The 19473-nt window shown below is 63.5% G+C and carries 15 protein-coding genes; 4 read left to right on the top strand and 11 right to left on the bottom strand.

Annotated elements, in window-relative coordinates; genetic code table 11:
• Both EN861_RS26350 and EN861_RS26345 read right to left on the bottom strand, forming a co-directional pair.
• Positions 1-1613: potassium transporter Kup (locus EN861_RS26350; protein ID WP_135866885.1), on the bottom strand; the 1613-nt coding region annotated here is incomplete at its 3' end.
• Between the two features lie 98 nt (positions 1614-1711).
• Positions 1712-2452 (bottom strand): pyridoxine 5'-phosphate synthase, encoded by a 741-nt coding sequence (locus EN861_RS26345; RefSeq protein ID WP_135866883.1) that lies wholly within the window; start codon positions 2450-2452, stop codon positions 1712-1714.
• A 162-nt stretch (positions 2453-2614) separates the two neighbouring features.
• Here EN861_RS26345 and EN861_RS26340 point away from each other — a divergent pair, with 162 nt between their 5' ends.
• Positions 2615-3043 (top strand): STAS/SEC14 domain-containing protein, encoded by a 429-nt coding sequence (locus EN861_RS26340; protein ID WP_127280159.1) that lies wholly within the window; start codon positions 2615-2617, stop codon positions 3041-3043.
• 30 nt (positions 3044-3073) lie between these two features.
• Here EN861_RS26340 and EN861_RS26335 read toward each other — a convergent pair whose 3' ends face one another.
• The 9 genes from EN861_RS26335 to EN861_RS26295 form a co-directional block, all read right to left on the bottom strand.
• Complete coding sequence (locus tag EN861_RS26335) at positions 3074-4201, bottom strand: ATP-dependent RecD-like DNA helicase (RefSeq protein ID WP_135866514.1); 1128 nt, start codon at positions 4199-4201, stop codon at positions 3074-3076.
• Positions 4202-4342: 141 nt separating this feature from the next.
• Positions 4343-4708, bottom strand: a complete 366-nt coding sequence (locus tag EN861_RS26330; RefSeq protein WP_189343737.1) for a nitrile hydratase accessory protein — start codon at positions 4706-4708, stop codon at positions 4343-4345.
• A complete protein-coding gene (gene nthB, locus EN861_RS26325) occupies positions 4695-5354 on the bottom strand; it encodes a nitrile hydratase subunit beta (RefSeq protein WP_127871619.1) in 660 nt (219 codons plus the stop codon). Before nthB ends, EN861_RS26330 begins: the two co-directional genes overlap by 14 nt.
• Positions 5351-5971, bottom strand: a complete 621-nt coding sequence (gene nthA, locus EN861_RS26320) for a nitrile hydratase subunit alpha (protein WP_135866512.1) — start codon at positions 5969-5971, stop codon at positions 5351-5353. Before nthA ends, nthB begins: the two co-directional genes overlap by 4 nt.
• 78 nt (positions 5972-6049) lie before the next feature.
• Positions 6050-9211, bottom strand: a complete 3162-nt coding sequence (locus tag EN861_RS26315; RefSeq protein ID WP_135866510.1) for an efflux RND transporter permease subunit — start codon at positions 9209-9211, stop codon at positions 6050-6052.
• A complete protein-coding gene (locus tag EN861_RS26310) occupies positions 9208-10470 on the bottom strand; it encodes an efflux RND transporter periplasmic adaptor subunit (RefSeq protein WP_135866508.1) in 1263 nt (420 codons plus the stop codon). Before EN861_RS26310 ends, EN861_RS26315 begins: the two co-directional genes overlap by 4 nt.
• Before the next feature lie 242 nt (positions 10471-10712).
• Positions 10713-11309: a LysE family translocator gene (locus EN861_RS26305; protein WP_135866506.1), complete on the bottom strand. Its 597-nt coding sequence runs from the start codon at positions 11307-11309 to the stop codon at positions 10713-10715.
• 119 nt (positions 11310-11428) lie between these two features.
• Entirely contained in the window at positions 11429-12001 is a 573-nt protein-coding gene (gene ilvN, locus EN861_RS26300) for an acetolactate synthase small subunit (protein ID WP_027051201.1), read from the bottom strand.
• Positions 12002-12065: 64 nt separating this feature from the next.
• Positions 12066-13865 carry an acetolactate synthase 3 large subunit gene (locus EN861_RS26295; RefSeq protein ID WP_127278511.1) on the bottom strand — a complete coding sequence of 600 codons (1800 nt, stop codon included), beginning with the start codon at positions 13863-13865 and terminating at the stop codon, positions 12066-12068.
• A gap of 356 nt (positions 13866-14221) precedes the next feature.
• Here EN861_RS26295 and EN861_RS26290 point away from each other — a divergent pair, with 356 nt between their 5' ends.
• The 3 genes from EN861_RS26290 to EN861_RS26280 all read left to right on the top strand — a co-directional run bounded on the left by EN861_RS26290 (position 14222) and on the right by EN861_RS26280 (position 19263).
• Positions 14222-16144 (top strand): sigma-54-dependent Fis family transcriptional regulator, encoded by a 1923-nt coding sequence (locus tag EN861_RS26290; RefSeq protein WP_127278512.1) that lies wholly within the window; start codon positions 14222-14224, stop codon positions 16142-16144.
• A gap of 213 nt (positions 16145-16357) precedes the next feature.
• Positions 16358-17428, top strand: coding sequence for a 2,3-butanediol dehydrogenase (locus tag EN861_RS26285; RefSeq protein ID WP_135866879.1), 1071 nt, complete (start codon positions 16358-16360; stop codon positions 17426-17428).
• A 26-nt stretch (positions 17429-17454) separates the two neighbouring features.
• Positions 17455-19263, top strand: coding sequence for an NAD(P)/FAD-dependent oxidoreductase (locus EN861_RS26280; RefSeq protein ID WP_135866503.1), 1809 nt, complete (start codon positions 17455-17457; stop codon positions 19261-19263).
• Positions 19264-19473: the final 210 nt, after the last annotated feature.

Below are 19473 nucleotides of genomic sequence, written 5' to 3'. Positions count from 1 at the left end.
CGCTCGCTGTCGGGCACCACCGGCTGCGGTGCGGTGACCACCGAGAGGATGACGTTCTGCTCGTGCAGCACCTTGTAATGCTTCAGGCTGTGCATCAGCGCGGTCGGTGCGCTCAAGGGATCGCTGGTTAGGAACACGGCGGTGCCCGAGACCAGCTGCGGCTTTTTCTTCAACAGGTTGCCGGCGAGGAAATCGAGCGGGATCTCGTTGCGGCGGGTCTTGTCGAAGAGATAGCGGCTGCCGCGTATCCACGTCCACATGATCAGCCCCATCAGGCTCGCAACGGTGATCGAGACCCAGCCGCCTTCAACGATCTTCACGACATTGGCCAGGAAGAAGCCGCTGTCGATAATGCCGAACAGCAAAGTCAGCGCCAGGGCGAGCGCCAGCTTCCATTTCCACATCTTGCGCATCACCACGAACAGCAGGATCGTCGTCATCAGCATTTCGCCGGTCACCGAGATGCCGTAGGCGGAAGCCAGCGAACTCGAACTGCCGAAACCGACCACCAGCAGCATCACGCCCATCGCGATGAGCAGGTTGACGCGCGGCATGTAGATCTGCCCGGACTGCATTTCCGAGGTATGTTGCACCTCGATGCGTGGCAGAAGGTTGAGCTGCACCGCCTGGCGGGTCAGTGAAAAAGCCCCTGAAATGACCGCCTGACTGGCAATGACGGTCGCCGCCGTTGCCAGTCCCACCATCGGCATCAGCGCCCAGTCAGGCAGCATCTGGAAGAACGGATTGGTCGGTTTTCCATCATTGGCGAGCACAAAGGCGCCCTGCCCGAAATAGTTGAGCAGCAGGCAGGGAAACACCACGGAAAACCATGCCAGCACGATCGGCTTGCGTCCGAAATGGCCGAGATCGACATAAAGCGCCTCGGCCCCGGTCACGGCCAGGAACACCGCGCCGACAGTGACGAAGGCGGCGGTGGGTGTGCTGGCCAGATAGGCAACCGCGTAATAGGGATTGATGGCCAGCAGGATCGATGGATCATCCATCAAGTGATAAATGCCCGCGACGCCGATCGCCAGGAACCACAGCGCCGTCACCGGCCCGAACACCGCCGCTACCTTTCCCGTGCCGAAGCGCTGCACGGAGAACAGGATGGCAAGGATGACCAGCGTGATCGGCACGACATAGGCGTCCAGCGCCGGGGTCACCACCGTCAGGCCTTCGACCGCCGACAGCACCGAGATGGCCGGCGTTATGATCGAATCGCCGAAAAACAGCGCCGCGCCGCAAAGGCCGATCACGAGGATCAGTCGAGCGCCCTTGGGATAGGCGCTGCGTGCCAGCGACATCAGCGACAGCGTGCCGCCTTCGCCCTTGTTGTCGGCACGAAGCACGAAGGCGACGTATTTGATGGTGACGATGATCGTCAGCGCCCAGACAATCAGCGACAAAACGCCAAGCACGTGAACGCGCGTATCGATGCCGGGCGAAGCGTGAAGCGCCTCGCGAAAGGCGTAGATCGGACTTGTGCCTATATCGCCATAGACGACGCCGAGCGCGCCCAGCATCAGAACCTTGGTGCTGTGCTGCTCAACCTCGGAATGGCTCGATTGCTCGACGGATTCAGCCTCGCTCCCGCTATTGGCAAGGGCCATCGACCACTCTCCGACAGGCGCGCGGTGCTCTATGCATGCTGCGATGCGGTGTCAATTGCACGCTATGGCTGCCATACCTGCAAAGCGAAGCCCTAACCCTACCAGCCGCAGGCTCTGAGAAACCGACCCACCGTGCCGGCCATGCCATACTCCAACGCGTCGGCTGTCAACCCATGTCCGATCGACACTTCGGCCAATGCCGGAACACGCCTTGCCAGCGCGGGCAGATTGGCCACCGTCAGGTCGTGTCCGGCGTTGACCTGGAGGCCGGCGGCTAATGCCGCGTCAGCGGTTTTCCCCAATCTTTCCAATTCTTTGGCCGCCTTACCGGAGTCGGAATAGTAGCTGCCATAAGGGCCGGTATAGAGTTCAATACGATCGGCGCCCGTATCGCGAGCGGCCCCTATGCCGGTGGGATCCGCGTCGGAAAACAGCGAGACCCTGAAACCGCCCTTCTTCAGACGCTTGACAACAGGCATCAGGAACGCCGCATCGGCGATGAAGTTCCAGCCGTGATCGGAGGTTGCCTGTGCCGGATCGTCGGGAACCAGCGTCACCTGTTCGGGCTGATTCTTCTCCACAAGCGCCAGGAAATCCTCACTTGGGTAGCCCTCGATATTGAATTCCGCCTGCGGAAACTCATCGTCGATCAGCGCCCTGATCAGGGGCAGGTCGGAATGCCTTGTGTGACGTTCGTCGGGGCGCGGATGCACTGTCAGCCCATGCGCTCCGGCGGCAAGGGCAAGGCGGCCGACGCCGATCACATCGGGCCATGGCAGGTCGCGCCGGTTGCGCAGCATGGCGATGGCGTTGAGGTTGACGGAAAGCTTGGCGGGCATGGGCTTGGCGTCCGTGAAAACAGTCGATTGAGGCGCGCCACGCTCATTCGTTCCGGCACGGCGCATTTGAAACAGCGCATCTATAGCGTCTTTGACGGGAACAGATAGGGCCTTTCCGGTGTTCCAGAAGACCAACATATTCCGTGAAAGGGAGGCACCACCTTGAATTTCCTCCAATCCGTGCCGGCGATCCGCCGCATCGACACCAGCCGCGACGACCTCCTTGCCTTCGATGTGGTCGGCCATGTCTCGGCCGCCGATGCCGAGAACCTGTTCGGCCTGCTGGAGGCGGCCTATGCGCTCCATCCGAGAATCGACGTCGCCGTGCGCATAGTCGATCACGAGGGCGTCGACTGGGCCGACATCTCCGATGAGACCATCAAGAAGGGTGCCGTCCACGCATTGGAGCATATTGGCCGTTGCGCGGCGATCGGCGCGCCTGACTGGACGCCGAACGCACGACACGCCTTGCCCGCTTCGTCGCCTGTCGAATTCAGGCATTTCAAGATCGAGGAGGAAGCTGCTGCCTGGGAGTGGCTCGCGGCGCGGCCGACGGGCGAAGAGGCGACCGCCGCTCCAGAAAGAAAATGAAACGATTCTCCCGGCTGCCGCCGACCCCTTCTATCTGACGATGGTCAGCCGTTCGGCGGCCCGGGTGATGGCTGTATAAAGCCAGCGCTGGCGTGTTTCCTTGAAGGCCCAGCTCTCGTCGAACAGCACGATCTCGTTCCACTGCGAACCTTGCGCCTTGTGCACCGTCAGCGCATAGCCGTAGTCGAAATCGTCGAAGCGCTTCTTCTGCTGCCAGGGGATATCGGCATCCGGATCCTCGAACGCCGCCTTGAGCAGCTTGATCTTGGCGACACCGCGATCCGGATCGTCCTCTTCGGGCGACACCAGAAGGTTGATGCCGGGCTTCACCGTCTCGCGCGACGAGGTCATCACCTTCCAGAGCGAACCGTTGAGCAGGCCCTTGGCGGGATCGTTGCGCAGGCAGACCAGCTTGTCGCCCGCTTGTGGGTAATCGGCATTGAAGCCCTTCAGTTCGCGCAGGCGCTGGTTGTAGCGCCGGCGCGTGCGGTTGGTGCCGACCAGAACCTGGTCCGCTTTCAGCACCAGTTCCTGGTTGACGTCTTCCTTGCCGATCACCTGCGCGGTGCCATAGTCGCCGCGCATGAATTCGCGGCCCTCGCGCACATCGAGCGCCAGCCGCAGGATCGGATTGTCGCGCGCCTGCCGGTGGATTTCGGTCAGCAAAAAGTCCGGCTCATGGTCGGTGAAGAAGCCGCCGCCCGAGATCGGCGGCAACTGGCCGGGATCGCCCAGCACCAGGATCGGCGTGCCGAAACTCATCAGGTCGCGGCCAAGCTGCTCGTCGACCATCGAGCATTCGTCGATGACGACCAGTTTGGCGCGCGAGATCGGGCTTTGCCGGTTGAGCGAAAAGGTCGGCGACATCGAGGTCTTGCCGGTCACCTCGTCGGCCACCGATTCCTCGCCCTTGGGCCGGTAGATCAGCGAATGGATGGTGCGCGCGTTGACCGCGCCCTTGGAGCGCAGCACCTGCGCCGCCTTGCCGGTGAAGGCGGCGAACTGCACCTGGCCGTCGACATGCTCGGCGAAATAGCGCGCCAGCGTCGTCTTGCCGGTGCCGGCATAGCCGAACAGCCGGAACAATTGCGGCTTGCCGGCCTGCAGCCAACGGGCGACCGCTTGCAAGGCCTCGTCCTGTTGTGGTGAAAATTCCATCTGATCGTGTGACCGGATTCGCGAGGCAAAGACAAGATACCCGCCATCATCAACGACACAGCCGATGGCGAACTCCCCTGCGGTTCAGGCTATCAGCCGCAGCCAAGAACGTAAAGGGAACGAAAAGGGTGACCGTGCACCTCAGTTGGCAGCGCGCGGATCGTTCTCCAGCAGGATCGGCTTGCCATGTGGCGTGGCATGAGCGGCGCGTTCCCAGGCCTGCGCCATCGCATCGACATCAGGCTTGGCGGCCAGCCCCTTCGACGCCAGCAGGTTTTCCAGCGCCGCCAGCCAATGCTCGTAATAATCATGGCCGTCCGCCGCGGCACCTGGCTTCTTCACCTCGGCCGATAGGGCATCCGCCCATTCGCCCCACGAAAACAGGCCCTTGTCGTGCAGCGCCACCGTCATGGCGAAGGCTTCGGCCTGCCAGGGTTCGGCAAACACCGGTGCGTCGAGGCCAGCGGGCAAACCGGCGGCGGACCCCTTCGCTTCAGGCCGGCTCAAGATAGCTCTCCCAAGCGTCGATCGAGACGGTCAATGTCGGGTCGGCGCCCTCGCCCCAGATCTCGCTCCCGTCGAAGACCACGGTGTAGACCCACTGCGGGTTCTCGCCTTGCCCGTGAGCATTGCTGTCGGGAAAGACGAAGCCGTCGCGCACCGCCTCGATCGTGCCCTGCTTGTCGCGTGCATAGCGCGGCAGTCTGGTATGGCCGGTCGGGTTGAAGTTTCTGGTCCGCACCGGATCACCAGCCTTGAAGCGCGGCGCGGTCTCGACCGGCCGGTCGCACGGGCCGCCCTTGGCCAGCACGGCCGGGACATTTTCCGCCTTCAGCACTCTTTTGGGCGTCGCCGCCGGATCGACCGCGTCGGCTGCCCTGAGGTCGCGCTCGCTGACGAAGCCGTGCCGCTTGAGCAAGGTCTCCAGCGCCTTGATCCAGATCTGGTAGTAGCTGGAGCCGTAGTAGTCGGCCGGATGCAGCGATTCCCGCGCATGCCGGCTCTCGTCGATGTTCCAGGCGCCCATGGCGCCGGCGCACAGCGTCACGCCAAGCGCGCGTCGCTCCCAGTTGGCATGGAAATAAGGCTCGTTCTTCTCCGGGGCGACCGGGCCGAACCCCATCTGTCCTCCAAGATCCTGGGGGCCGTTCATGCGGGCACCCCCTTATCCGGCCCGTGGGCCAGCGCGGTGCCGATCATCGCATCGCGGCTTGCCAGCTCGGCCAGCCGCTCTTCGCTCCAGCCCTCGGTGCCTTCCGGCCGCGTCGGCACGACGAGATAGCGCAGTTCCGCCGTCGAATCCCAGACGCGTATCTTCGTCTCGGCGGGCAGGGAGAGCCCGAATTCCTCGAGCACGCCGCGCGGATCGATCACCGCGCGCGACCGATAGGGCGGCGCCTTGTACCAAACCGGCGGCAAGCCAAGCACCGACCACGGGTAACAGGAGCACAGCGTGCAGACGACGAGGTTGTGGGTGTCCCCGGTGTTGAACACCGCCTGCATGTGTTCGCCCTGCCGGCCGGTATAGCTCAGCGACTCGATCGCCGCCGTCGCATCGCGCTTCAGCCACTCGGCAAAAGCGGGATCGTTCCAGGCCTTCGCCACCACCCTGGCGCCGTTGCGTGGACCGATCTTGGTCTCGTAGGTGTCGACGATGACGTCGATCGCGGCTGGATCGATCAGCCCCTTGCGGGTCAGGATAGTTTCGAGCGCCCGAACCCGCGCGGCAAACGGATCGAGTTCGTTGTCGTGATCATGATCGTGGGACATGACGGCAAATTACGGTTCCGACCCGCCGGCCGCAAGCTCCATGGCTTGGGCCAACCGGACCGGAGCTTTGTCCGTCTGCTACTCGGCGGCCGTCTTCTGCGGCTCGCCCGGGATGTCGTCATTGGTGCCGAACAGCGAGGGCTGATCGGCATCTTCGACCACATGCAGCTCGGCTTTGCGCTTCGGCATGAGCCCGGCCAGCCAGCCCGAGAAATTCTCCATGTAGACGTAGATGACCGGCGTCACGAACAAGGTCAGCGCCTGCGATGCGAGCAAGCCGCCGACGACGGCGACGCCCAGCGGCTGGCGCAGTTCCGCGCTGGCGCCGGTGCCGAGCGCGATCGGGAACGTGCCCATGAGTGCTGCCAGCGTCGTCATCATGATCGGCCTGAACCGCATCAGGCAGGCCTTGTGGATGGAGTCCGTGGCCGACATGCCTTCTCGCCGCAGTTCAAGCGCGACATCGACCATCATGATGCCGTTCTTCTTGACGATGCCGATCAGCATCAGGATGCCGATCACCGCGATGACGGACAGATCCATGCCGGCGAAGCGCAAGGCAACGACCGCCCCGAGCACAGCCGACGGCAGGCCGGTCAAGATGGTGAGCGGGTGGATGAAGCTCTCGTACAGAATGCCGAGCACGATATAGATGGTCAGGATGGCACCACCGACCAGCAGGCCCTGGTTGGCGAGCGAATCCTGGAAGGTCTTGGCCGTGCCGGCGAAGGTGGTCGAGATCGCCGCCGGCATGCCGATCTGCGCCTTGAGCTGGTCGATGCGTTTCACGCTGTCGCCGAGCGAGACGCCCTGCGGCAAATTGTAGGAGACGGTGACGGCCGGAAGCTGGCCGAGCTGGTTGACCGTCAGGGCACCAGCCGTGCGGTCGACGCGGGCGAAAGCGCCGAGCGGGACCAGGCTTCCGCTCGCCGTCCGCATCTGGATGGCGAGCATCCGCTCGGGCGACCATTCGATCTTGGGATCGAGTTCGGTGATGACTTCGTAGCTGTCGGCCGAGCCGAAGATCGTCGAAACCTGGTCGGTGCCGAACCCGCCATAAAGCGCTGAGCGCAGCGTGTCGGTGTCGATGCCGAGTTGGGCGGCCTTGTCGCGGTCCACCACCAGCGCCGCCTGCAGAGCGTTGTTCTGCAGGTCGCTGGTGACATCGGCGAAGTTAGCGTGGTCGGCCGCCATAGCGTCATTCATCTTCTGAGCCCAGATATCGGTCAGGCCGGTATCGAGGCCCTGAACCACCAGCTGGTAGGCACTGGCCGACGACCGCGAACCCAGTCTCAGATTCTGCACCGGCTGCATGTAGGTTTCGATGCCCGCAACGCCGGCCAGCTGCTTGCGCAAATCCGCAAGCACCTTCTCGATATCGGGACGCTGGTCCTTGCCCTTGAGCTGGACGAAGAGCTGTCCCTGGTTGAGCGCATTGTTGCCGCTGCCCGCCGACCACGCGACATGGTCGACATAGGGTGATTTCGAGAACACGCTGGCCACCTGCCCTTGCAGCTTGGCCATGGCGTCGAACGAAATGTCCTGGCGCGCGATGGTGGTCACCGATATCTGGCCGATATCCTCCTGCGGAAAGAAGCCCTTCGGCGAGACCTCGATCAGCCACACCGAGGCTGCCGCGGTGCCGACGAAGACGAGGAACACAAGGAAGGTGTGCCGCAGGCAGAAGCTCAGGATCCGGTCATAGCCGCGCGTGATGAGATCGCGCTTGTGGCCGGCGCCATGCGCCTCGCGGTCGGCCTTGGTCACCGACAGCAGCCGCGAGCACAGCATCGGCGTCAATGTCAGCGACACGAACATGGAAGCCAGGATGGCGACGGTCACCACTACGGCGAATTCGTTGAAGATGCGACCGATCACGCCGCCCATCAGGAGCACCGGGATGAACACCGCCACCAGCGAGATCGAGATCGAAATGATGGTGAAGCCGATCTCGCGCGCGCCCTTCAGCGACGCGTCGAAGGCCGACAGCCCGTCCTCCTCCATGTGGCGGAAGATGTTTTCCAGCATCACGATGGCATCGTCGACGACGAGGCCGACGGCGAGCGTCAGGCCCATCAGCGAGATGTTGTCGATGGAAAAGCCGAACAGGAACATCGCGCCGAGCGTGGCGATCAGCGAGATCGGCACCGCCACGGCCGGGATGATGGTGGCCGTGACGCGGCGCAGGAACACGAAGATCACCATGACCACCAGCGCGATAGTCAACAGCAGCGTGAACTGCACGTCGTCGACGGCCTGACGGATCGAGGTCGAGCGGTCGTTGAGCAGCTTGATCTGGGCGGCGGCCGGCATCTGGTCCTGGAAGGACGGCAGCATCGCCTTGACCCGGTCGACGACGTCGACCGTGTTCGCGTCGGGTTGGCGCTGCACCGCCATGATGATGGCGCGGGTGCCGTCGTACCAGCTTGCGGTCGTGGTCGTCTGCACCGAATCGACGACGCGGGTCACCTCGCCCAGTCGCACCGGATGACCGTTCTTGGTGGCGATGATGAGGTTGGAGAAGCCGGCCGCGTTGGTAAGCTGCGTGTTGGCGGTAATGGTCAGCTGCTGCTTGTTGTTCTGCAGCACGCCGAGCGGCGTGTTGCTGTTGGCCGAAGCCACAGCCGCCTGCAGCTGATCGATCGAGATGCCCCGCGCGGCCAGCGCGGTCGGATCGATCTGGATGCGCACGGCGTATTTCTGCTGGCCGAAGATCGAGACCTGGGCCACGCCGTCGATGGTCGACAGCGACGGCGAGATGACGTTTTCGGCGAAGGCGTCGAGGTCGGTCAGCGGAACCGTATCGCTGACCAGCGACATCAGCAGGATCGGCGCGTCGGCCGGATTGACCTTGCGATAGCTCGGCGGCGACGTCATCTGCGGCGGCAGCGATTTCTGCGTGCGCGCGATCGCGGCCTGCACGTCGGCCGCCGCCGCGTCGATGTCGCGGTTGAGGACGAACTGGATGGCGATCGAGGTCTGGCCGAGCGAGTTGGTGGTCGAAATGGAATCGATGCCGGCGATGGTCGCGAACTGCTTGATCAGCGGCGTCGCCACCGATGTCGCCATGGTCTCCGGCGAGGCGCCGGGCAGCGATGCCGAGACGTTGACGACAGGGAATTCGGCGCTCGGCAGTGCCGCGACCGGCAGGAATTTGTAGGCGAACAGCCCGCCCAGCACGAGGGCGAACGACATCAGGAGCGTGGCGACGGGCCTGCGAATGCAGAATTCGGAGATCATTGGGCCGCCCCGCCGGCATTGGTCGCCTGGGCCACTTTGGGCGCGGCCTCCTTGCCTTCATGCACCGCGGCGCCGTCCTTCAGCCGTGTCTGGCCTTCGGTGACAACCTTCTCGCCGCTTTTCAGCCCTTGGCTGATGGCGCTGTTTTCGCCCTCGGTCAGCGCCACCTGCACTGGCCGCATCTGGACGGTGTTGTCCGGCTTGACCACATAGACGAACGGCCCCTTCTGGCTGGGCTGGACCGCGACGGTGGGAACCGAGGTCATCTGCGGCATGATGCCGGCGTCAAGCACGACGTTCACATATTGGCCCGGCCACAAGGAAAGATCCGCATTGGGAATGCTGGCCCGCGTGGCGATCGTGCCCGACGCGGTGTCGACGCTGGAATCGACGAAATCGAGCGTGCCCTTGCCGATCGGCCTCGGGTCGCCGTTTTGGGTCAGCGTCACCGCATTCTGCTGCGGATTGGCAAGCGCCTTGTGCAGCAGCGCGAGGTCGCGTTCCGGCAGATTGAAGTTGACCTGCAGCGGATCCATCTGGGTGATGGTCACCAGCGGCGTCGCCGTGCTGCTGTTGCCATTGCTGACCGTGACGAGATCGCCGACGGCGACGTTGACCGCGCCCAACCTGCCCGAGATTGGCGCGGCAATGGTGGCAAAGCCAAGCTGGACATTGTCGGCGTCGATCGTCGCCTTGTCGGCATCGACGGTCGCCGCCGCCGCCTTCTGCGCGGCAACGGCCTGGTCGTAGGTCTGCTGCGTCCCGGCCTGCTTGGCGACAAGATCCTTGGCGCGCTGAAGATCGGAATTCGAACTGGCAAGCAGCGCCTGGTCCTTGGCAAGCGTGGCCTGGTCCTTGGCCAGTTGCGCTTTCAGGGCGCGGTCATCCAGTGAAAACAGCACGTCACCGGTCTTCACCATCTGTCCGTCCTTGACGTCGATCGACACGATCTGGCTGGAGACGCGGGCGTTGATGTTGACCACGGCCGGAGAGGAAACGAAGCCGATGGCATAGCGGCGGATCGGAAAGTCAGCTGTCGTTGCAGTCGCCGAAACGATAGAGGCCGAACGGGCGCCGCCATTGCCGCCGCTGGCCTGTTTGCCGCCTGCCGGCTTGTCGGCCGCTGGCTTGTCTGTCGCGGCGACCTGCTTTGTGCCGATGAGCTGCTGAGCCTTGTTCAGCGCTTCCGGCGACAAATAGAGCCAGGCCGCGCCCGCACAGGCAATCGCCAGCAATGAAAGAAGGACTTTTCCACGCATCGACAAAAGACCTCTCCGTCCGACACGCCATAGCCAGGTGGTCGTATTCTAGCGCAATTCACGGCTCACTGCCGCGATTTCGCCGAATAGATAGGACGGGCGTTTGTCGGAAAAGGGCCAAAACACGGCATTACGAAGATTTAATGTGCACTGCACAATAGCTGTGCAGCCGGCTATCGTTTAGGGCCGAAGGCCCGATTGGCCCCGAAAATAGCCTCCGAAAGGGTGGAGCGGGCCGTAGCCTAGCGCAGCATCGGCCAAAGCGTCGCCGCCAGCAGCACGCCCATGGCGATGTTGAACCATTTCAGCCGCACCGCATCCGACAGGAAACCACGCAGCGCCGTGCCGAACCCCGCCCACACCGAGACGCTGGGAAGATTGACCACGGTAAAAGCCACGCCAATCAGAATGACGGACAGGAACGGCCGTTCCGGATTGGTGTAGACGGCCATCGCGGTGATGGCCATCACCCAGGCCTTGGGGTTGACCCATTGGAAAGCCGCCGCATCGACGAAGCGCATCGGCCGCGCATTGGTCTCACCCTTGCCGCTGAGCGAGCGCGACATGGCGATCTTCCAGGCCAAGTAGAGTAGGTAGACGGCACCGGCGATCTTCAGCCCGGTGTGCAATGCCGGAAACGCGGTCAGCACCGCGCCCAGGCCGAAGCCGACGGCGAGCAACAGGACGAGAAAGCCGATGCTGATGCCCAGCATGTGCGGCACTGTCCTGGCGATGCCGAAATTGACGCCGGAGGCCAGCAGCATGAGGTTGTTCGGCCCTGGCGTGATCGAGGTCACCAAGGCGTAGACAAGCAGGGCGAGGAATGCGTCGAGGGACATGATATCCTCCCAGATACGTCAGTACTCTTGTCTCTTTCCGACGGCTGCACAAAGGCCAGTGCCGGCCGTTGGTCACGCCAGTCCTGCATTCGTGGAAAATTCGGCTGGGTTACGTCGGTCTACATGCCTTGCGGGCCGCGGTTCATCGCCGCCACGCCGGTGCGGCAGATCTCGACCAGGCCGAGCGGCTTCATGATGGCGATGAACTGGTCGAGCTTGGAGCCCTTGCCGGTGATCTCGAAGATGAAATGCTCGGTATTGGCGTCGATGACGCTGGCGCGGAAAGCGTCGGCGAGTCTCAGCGCCTCGACCCGGGCCTCGCCGGTGCCGGCAACCTTGACCAGCGCGAGTTCCCGCTCCAGCGGCCGCTCCTGGCCGAGCTCGTGCGAGCGGACAGTCAGATCGACCACGCGGTGCACCGGCACGATGCGTTCGAGCTGATGCTTGATCTGCTCCATCACATGCGGCGTGCCGCGCGTCACGATGGTGATGCGCGAGAGATGTTTTTCATGCTCGGTCTCGGAGACGGTCAGGCTTTCGATGTTGTAGCCGCGGCCCGAAAACAGGCCGATGACCCGGGCGAGCACGCCCGGCTCGTTGTCGACCAGCACGGAAAGCGTGTGCGTTTCCGGCTTCTCGGTTTCCTTGGCGATGAAGTAGGCGGAGCCGGTGGGCTGAAGCTGTGCGTTCATGACGTGAATCTCGATTTCAAACTTTTGAGCTAATTCTCTGTTTTAACACGGCTTCCGCCTGCGGTTAAACCAGTTCCCTGCCCTTGGCGTCGATGGCGTTGGCCACCGCTTCATCCGTCGCCTCGTCGGGCAACAGCATCTCGTTATGCGCCTTGCCCGAAGGGATCATCGGGAAGCAGTTGGCGAGTGTCGCCACGCGGCAGTCGAACAGCACCGGCTTCCTGACCGAGATCATCTCCTTGATCGCATCGTCGAGCTCGTCCGGTTTGTCGCAGCGTATGCCGTGGCCGCCATAGGCTTCGGCCAGCTTGACGAAGTCCGGCATCGCCTCGGTATAGGAATGCGACAGCCGGTTGCCGTGCAGCAGCTGCTGCCACTGCCGCACCATGCCCATATACTGGTTGTTGAGGATGAAGATCTTGATCGGCGCGTCATACTGCACCGCCGCACTCATCTCCTGCATCGTCATCTGCACCGAGGCGTCGCCGGCGATATCGACCACCAGCGCGTTCGGATGCGCGATCTGCACGCCGAGCGCGGCCGGCAGGCCGTAGCCCATCGTGCCGAGACCACCCGATGTCATCCAGCGGTTCGGCTTGTCGAAATGATAGTGCTGCGCCGCCCACATCTGGTGCTGGCCGACCTCGGTGGTGATGTAGGTGTCCATGTCCTTGGTCAGCGCGTAAAGCCGCTGGATGGCGTATTGCGGCATGATCACGTCGTTGTTCATCTTGTAGGCGAGTGAATCGCGCGCCCGCCATTTGGCGATCTGCTCCCACCAGGGATAGAGCGCCTTCTTGTCGGCCTTGGCGCTCGCCCGCCACAGCCGCACCAGATCCTCCAGCACCCGGCCGACATCGCCAATGATCGGCACGTCGGTGTGGACGTTCTTGTTGATCGAGGACGGATCGATGTCGATGTGAATCTTCTTCGAATTCGGCGAAAACGCGGTCAGCCGGCCGGTGATGCGGTCGTCGAAGCGCGCGCCGATGCAGATCATCACGTCGCAATCATGCATCGCCATGTTGGCTTCATAGGTACCGTGCATGCCGAGCATGCCCATCCAGTTCTTGCCCGAGGCCGGATAGGCGCCGAGTCCCATCAGCGTCGAGGTGATCGGGAAACCGGTGAGGTCGACCAGTTCGCGCAGCAGGTGGCTCGCTTCCGGACCGGAATTGATGACGCCGCCGCCCGAATAGATGATCGGCTTCTTGGCGCTCGCCATCAGTTCGACCGCGGCCTTGACCTTCTCCAGGTCGCCCTGGACCTTCGGCTGGTAGGAGGTGCGCGGTGCGATCTGCGGCGGGACATAAAAGCCCTTGGCGAACTGCACGTCCTTCGGGATGTCGACCACGACCGGACCGGGACGGCCGGTCGTGGCGACATGGAAGGCCTCGTGGATGGTCGCGGCGAGCTCGTTGACGTCCTTCACAAGCCAGTTGTGCTTGGTGCAGGGCCGCGTGATGCCGACAGTATCGCATTCCTGGAACGCGTCCGAACCGATCAGCGAGGTCGGCACTTGCCCCGTCAGACAGACCAGCGGGATCGAGTCCATCAGTGCGTCCTGCAGCGGCGTCACCGCATTGGTGGCGCCGGGGCCCGATGTCACCAGCATGACGCCGGCCTTGCCGGTCGACCGCGCATAACCCTCGGCCGCGTGGCCGGCGCCCTGCTCGTGGCGCACGAGAATATGTTCGACCTCGTCCTGCTGGAATATCTCGTCATAGATCGGGAGAACCGCGCCGCCCGGATAGCCGAAGACATGCTTGACGCCATTGTCCTTCAGCGCCTGCACCACCATTTCGGCGCCAGTCATTTCCCTGCTGCTTGGCATTTCGCGCCGCTCACTCTGTCCGTTGCTCATCGGTCTGGTCCCGTACTGTCGCCATTTGGGCGTTTGCTGGTCGTTTAGTCGTGTTTCAGGCAATAAAAAAGGCCCCCGAGGGAGCCTGTGTGGTGCGCATGGGAGGTTTTCGCCCGGCGGTTACACCGCCTTGCCCACGCGCCTTCCTACGAGAATGAGTGCCGTTTTCATGGTGGCGGACCATAAAGGCGAACTCGCGGGGTCGTCAATGGGGTACGGCACGAATTCACTCAGCCGTGAGATCGGCTCCGCCACGCGATAACGCGGTAAAGCCACGCGCTACCATAGTACAGTTGAGCCCATGCGGCCGGCGCACCACTATGCCAGGCTAGGACGTTGCCTTGGGAGGAGGACGCGTGGCTGGTGAACGGGAGCATATCCGGGAGATAGAGCAGGTCCTGTCCGGCAGGACATCGGCGCGCGACGATGTCGTGGTCAAGTCCTGGCTGCGCTGTGTCGACACCCACCGGCTCGACCCCGCCCGGCCGACGGAAGCCTATATCGTCCCCGATACCCAGTTGCGCGAACATCGCGAACAGTCCGAGCGGCTGATCGCGATCGCCCGCAGCGGCCTGGAAACGCTCTTCAAGCAGGTGGCGGGCCAGAACTATGTGCTGCTGCTGGCAAATGCCAAGGGCGTCACCGTCGACTTCCTCGGCGATCCCCTGTTCATGGACCAGTTGCGAACGGCAGGGCTTTATCTCGGCTCCGAATGGTCGGAAAGCCGCACTGGAACCTGCGGTGTCGGCTCCTGCATCGTCACCGGCGAGGCGATGACGATCCACCAGACCGATCATTTCGACACGACCCACACGCCGCTCTCCTGCACCGCCGCGCCGATCTTCGACACCAATGGCGAGCTCGCCGCCGTGCTCGACATTTCCCTGCTGCGCTCCCCGCAACCGAAAATCAGCCAGAATCTGGCGTTGCATTTGGTGACGGCTTCCGCGCGGCGCATCGAGCTCGCCAATCTGATGGCACAGATGCACTCCGAATGGGTGCTGCGGTTTTCCCGTTCGCCGGAATTCCTGGACGTCGACCCCGAGGCAGCCATCGCCCTCGATGCCTCGGGCCGCATCCTTGGCACGACGCGTGGCGGAGCGCTGCTTCTGGCGCAGGCCGGAGGCGTCGACTGGCGGCACTCGCCCTCCCCCATCGGCCAGTCTATCTCGCGCTATCTCGATGTCAGCGTCGACGATCTGCCGAGCCTGACACGCGGCCGCCCGACCGAGGAGCGGCTGGTGTTCGGCCGCAGCGGCAGCGCGCTGTTCGCGCACGCCATCGAACCGCAGCCGACGACCGGACGTCGCGCGCCGGCCGAGGCGGTGCCGAAGCCGATCGGCGACCTTTCCGGCGGCGATACGGCGATGGCCGCCACGCAACTGCGTGCCGCCAAGCTGGCGCGCACGACCATTCCCATCCTGATCCATGGCGAGACCGGCTCCGGCAAGGAGTATCTCGCCCGCGCGATCCACGATTGTGCGCAGCGGCCCGGCCCGTTTGTCGCCATCAACTGCGCGGCGATTCCCGAGCATCTGATCGAGAGCGAGCTCTTTGGCCATGTCGCCGGTGCTTTTACCGGAGCCGCCGCCAGGGGGCGCAAGGGACTGATCGAGGGTGCGAACGGCGGCACGCTGTTCCTCGACGAGATCGGCGACATGCCCTACTCCCTGCAATCGCGGCTGCTGCGCGTGATCGCCGAACGCGAACTGGTCCCGGTTGGCGCCATCGAGCCGCGACAGGTCGACATCAAGATCATTTCGGCCTCGCACCATGACCTGCGCAAGCTGGTCGAAGAGGGACGTTTCCGCGAGGATCTGTTATACCGGCTGAACGCGGCCTCGCTGACCTTGCCGGCGCTGCGCGAACGCACCGATTTCGAATGGTTGCTGGACCGGCTAGTGGATCAGCGCGCCCACCTCGCCGGCCGGACGGCGAGGCTCTCGCCCGCGGCGCGTCTGGCACTGATCCGTCACCGCTGGCCCGGCAACATCCGCGAACTCGCAAACGCCATCGATCTGGCGGTGACGCTTTGCGAGGGCGGGATGATCGAGCCCACCGACCTGCCCGACTTCGCATTGCCATACCTGACGCCGCTTGCTTCGCCCGCCAGGCTGGTCGCCCTGCGTGCTCCGTCGCCCGAGGACGAGCGTGCGGCCCTGCTGGACGCTCTCGTGGCCGCGGGCTGGAACATCTCCGAAGCCGCGCGGCGTCTGGGTGTCGACCGCACGACGGTGCATCGCCGCATGAAACGGCTGCGGCTGGACGCGCCCAATTAGTGTTGCGTCGGCTGTGGCGCGCCATGGCGCGCGCAACACCGCCGCAACAGCCTGTGACAGCAGAAACCGCTAGATGATGCTGATTTTATTACGATTTCCGACTCAGCAGCATGGTTGGCATGCTGCTTGCTCCCTGTTCCAGGTACCCACATGGAACTTGGAGGAGAAGCCATGACACAGAACGCGGTCAATCTCGCGGCCACGGCGAGGAGCATGCAGGCCCTGCGCTTTCATGCAGCCAGGGATTTGCGCATCGAGGACATTCCCAGGCCGGCAAAGCCGGGGCCGGGACAGGTTGTTCTCCGCAACAGGTTTGTCGGAATCTGCGGCACTGACCTCCATGAATACAGTTACGGGCCGATCTTCATACCGACGCAGCCGCATCCGTTCACCGGCGCCAGCGGTGTGCAGGTGCTTGGACATGAATTCGGCGGCGTGATCGAGGCCGTCGGCGATGGCGTGACGTCGGTCTGGGTCGGCGACCGCGTGGCCGTGCAGCCGCTGATCATGCCGCGCTCGGGAGACTATTATGCCGCGCGCGGCCTGTACCATCTGTCCGACAAGCTTGCCCTGGCGGGTTTGAGCTGGATCGGCGGCGGCATGGCGGAAGCTGCCTTGCTCAACGACTACAATGTCGAGCGCATTCCAGACGAAATGTCCGATGAGGAAGCTGCATTGGTCGAGCCGACCGCGGTCGCAGTCTATGCCTGCGACCGTGGTGGGGTAAGCGCCGGGAGCTCGGTGCTGATCACCGGCGCCGGACCGATCGGCATTCTGACGATGCTGGCCGCGCGCGCCGCGGGCGCGACGCAACTGTTCATCTCGGACCTGAACGACACCAGGCTGGAGATGGCGCGTTCGATCCTGCCTGGCGTGGTGACGCTCAATCCGAAGCGGGACAAAGTGGATGAGGCAGTGCGCGCCGCGAGCGAAGGCGGCGTCGGTTGCGATATCGCCATCGAATGCGTCGGCAACGAGCATGCGCTGAAGGCCTGCCTCGCGGCTGTGCGCAAGCAAGGTGTCGTGGTGCAAACCGGCCTGCATCCGCACGAGAACCCGCTCGACTGGTTCCAGGTCACATTCAAGGACGTCGATATCCGCGGCTCCTGGGCCTATCCAACGCATCTATGGCCGCGTGTCATCCGCCTCATCAGTTCGGGACAGTTGCCTGCCTCCAAGGTGGTCACCAGGCGCATACGTCTTGCGGAGGCGGTGTCCGACGGTTTCGAAGCTCTGCTCGATCCAGCCGGGACCCAACTGAAAATCCTGATCGACCTGTCCTGATCAATTTGACAACCGGAGGAGAAAACATGCTCGAGAGAACCCCCACCACGAAGGCGCAGGCGCTGCTCGACAAGTTCGGCAAGGCGCTTGCGGACGGCGACATCGACGCCGCCGTCAACTGTTTCCAGGCGGATTGCTACTGGCGCGACCTTGTCACCTTTACCTGGAACCTGAAGACGATGGAGGGCCAGGACCAGGTTCGCGACATGCTGACGGCAACCTTGGCTGAAACCGGACCGAGCGACTGGAAGGTTGCGGAAGGCGAGGAAGCGAGCGAGGCAGACGGCGTCACCACTGCCTGGATCACCTTCGAGACGAGGGCGGCGCGCGGCTTCGGCCTGGTGCGCTTCAAGGGCGACTTCATCTGGACCTTGCTCACCACCATGGCTGAACTGAAGGGACACGAGGAGAAGTCCGGCTTCACTCGACCGCTCGGTGCCAAGCATGGTCACGGCAAGGACAGGAAATCCTGGCGCGAGGAGCGTGACGACGAGATCGCCGAACTCGGCCGCAGCAGACAGCCCTATGTCGTGATCATCGGCGGCGGTCAGGGCGGCATTGCGCTGGGGGCACGTCTGCGCCAGCTCGGCGTGTCGGCCATCATCATCGAAAAGAACGAACGCCCGGGCGATTCCTGGCGCAAGCGCTACAAGTCGCTCTGCCTGCACGATCCGGTCTGGTACGACCATCTGCCCTATATCGACTTCCCCAAGAATTGGCCGGTCTTCGCGCCGAAGGACAAGATCGGCGACTGGCTCGAGATGTACACCAAGGTGATGGAGCTGAATTACTGGTCCTCCACGTCGGCGAAATCCGCGAAATACGACGAGAAGGCCAAGGAGTGGACTGTCGTGGTCGAACGCGACGGCGAAGAGATCGTCCTCAAGCCCAAGCAATTGGTGCTGGCCACCGGCATGTCCGGCAAGGCGAACTGGCCGAAATACAAGGGCCAGGACATCTTCAAGGGCGAGCAGCAGCATTCCTCGACCCATCCCGGCCCGGACAAATACCGCGGCAAGAAGGTCGTGGTCATCGGCTCCAACAACTCCGCCCACGACATCTGCGCCGCTCTGTGGGAGGGTGGCGCGGACGTCACCATGGTGCAGCGTTCCTCCACGCACATCGTCAAGTCCGACACGCTGATGGATATCGGGTTGGGCTCGCTCTATTCGGAGCAGGCGGTCGAGAACGGCATGACGACACGCAAGGCCGACCTGATCTTCGCCTCCCTGCCCTACCGCATCCTGCACGAATTCCAGATCCCGCTTTACCAGCAGATGAAGGAACGCGACGCCAAGTTCTACGCGGACCTGGAAAAGGCCGGCTTCCTGCTCGACTGGGGCGATGACGGCTCGGGCCTCTTCATGAAATACCTGCGCCGCGGTTCGGGATACTACATCGATGTCGGCGCCTGCGACCTCGTCATCGACGGTTCGATCAAGCTCAAGAGCGGACCAGGCGCCGCGGTGGAAGAGTTGACGCGAACCGGTGTCAAATTCGCCGATGGAACCGAATTGCCCGCAGATCTCGTAATCTATGCCACCGGCTACGGCTCGATGAACGGCTGGGCGGCGGACCTCATCTCTCAGGAGGTGGCGGACAAGGTCGGCAAGGTCTGGGGCCTTGGCTCCGACACCGCCAAGGACCCCGGCCCCTGGGAAGGCGAGCAGCGCAACATGTGGAAGCCGACCCAGCAAGAGGCGCTGTGGTTCCATGGTGGCAACCTCCATCAGTCGCGCCACTATTCGCAATATCTGGCGCTGCAGCTGAAAGCCCGGCAGGTTGGCTTGCCGACCCCGGTCTACGGGCTCCAGGAGGTCCATCACAAGGGCTAGTCGGCTTCCCTCGCATCAAGGCGGGACTGCCCGGCTTCGGGGACTTCGACCGGCGGCGGCGCGCCCGCCGGTCTCGCCGCTTGGGGTGGTCGGCGATGGCGTGAAAACGCCCTCGCCGGCCAAACGCTCGCGGCAGGTCTCCATCCGGTATGCGGCCACCGCGTTTTCGCCGTCGAAGCGGAAACACATGGGCTGTCTCTTCCCCGTGAT

This window comes from Mesorhizobium sp. M8A.F.Ca.ET.218.01.1.1, from assembly GCF_004791165.1.
Taxonomy (GTDB): domain Bacteria; phylum Pseudomonadota; class Alphaproteobacteria; order Rhizobiales; family Rhizobiaceae; genus Mesorhizobium.
This window is presented reverse-complemented; position numbering and strand designations above follow the sequence as displayed.